This is a genomic window from Bradyrhizobium valentinum (assembly GCF_001440405.1).
GTDB classification, from domain to species: domain Bacteria; phylum Pseudomonadota; class Alphaproteobacteria; order Rhizobiales; family Xanthobacteraceae; genus Bradyrhizobium; species Bradyrhizobium valentinum.
In genome coordinates this window covers 10101-11138 of record NZ_LLXX01000107.1, presented here as the reverse complement: position 1 = coordinate 11138, position 1038 = coordinate 10101, and the positions used below count along the sequence as shown (strand labels likewise).

General features: G+C 67.1%; 1 protein-coding gene and 1 pseudogene. Both read right to left on the bottom strand.

Annotated elements, in window-relative coordinates; genetic code table 11:
* Positions 1–201: pseudogene (locus tag CP49_RS47405) on the bottom strand (heparinase); the annotation flags it as partial.
* 121 nt (positions 202–322) lie between these two features.
* A partial coding sequence (locus CP49_RS47400) for an RsmB/NOP family class I SAM-dependent RNA methyltransferase (RefSeq protein ID WP_245310721.1) occupies positions 323–1038 on the bottom strand: 716 nt, incomplete at its 5' end.

The following is a 1038-nucleotide window of genomic DNA, read 5'->3' as shown; positions in this document are numbered from 1 at the left end:
CACGAAGCGGCCGGCGTAGATTTCGGCGGCGCGGGTGGCATCGGCGGTGCGCAGGTCGTGCGGCGCGATGATCAGCCGGTCGGCGCGGCCGGGCCACAGCCGCGACACTGCCACCGTCGCGCCGGTCGCGCGCGCGATCACGGACCGCGCTGAGCGGCTCATGATAAGCGTCGAGATGCGTCTGCGTTGAGCGACCGACACGCCGTGCCTTGGCTTAGGAGGGAGGGGTATTCAGGCGAATCCTTTTAATCCGGAAACGCCGCCGTGACACCATCTTGAATAGGCGCGAATCACCCGTAGGCCGGGAAATTGCGGTTTAAAATCAGGATTTAACCAGCCGCGCAGCGTAAAATCCATCCAGCCCGCCGAGCCGGGGGTCGGCGTGGGGCAAATGGCAGGGCAGGGTCCGCAAATCGCCGTTTGAGGTCACGATTTCGCTGAGGCCGGCGACCTCGCCCACTTCGATCGGCGCGCGGCGCACGCCGGGTTCGGTGGCCAACAGGGATGCGATCGCCTGCTCGCCTTCCTCCGGCTCCAGCGAACAGGTGCAATAGACCAGCGTGCCGCCCGGTTTGAGCAGCGCGACCGCCTTCTGCAGCAACCGTTTCTGCAATGCCGCCAACGCGGCAATGTCAGTCTCCTGCCGTAGCCAGGCGACGTCGGGGTGACGCCTTATGGTACCGGTGGAGGTGCAGGGAGCATCTACCAGCACGCCGTCGAAGCCGCCATTGCCGCTACCGGGCCACTCGGCGGCATCGGTCACCACGTCATCGGCCTGCAGAGATAATCGCGCTAGATTGTCGCGCAGCCTCGCCATGCGCGCCGGCGATCGATCGACCGCCGTCACGCGCGCACCGGCTTGCGCCAGTTGCGCGGTTTTGCCGCCGGGCGCGGCGCAGAGGTCGACAATGCTCTTGCCGCCGACGTCGCCGAACAACCGCGCCGGCAGCGCGGCGGCGGCGTCCTGCACCCACCATTGGCCATCGGTGAATCCGGGCAGCATGGTCACCGAACCCTGCAGCAAGGTGCGCACGCTGC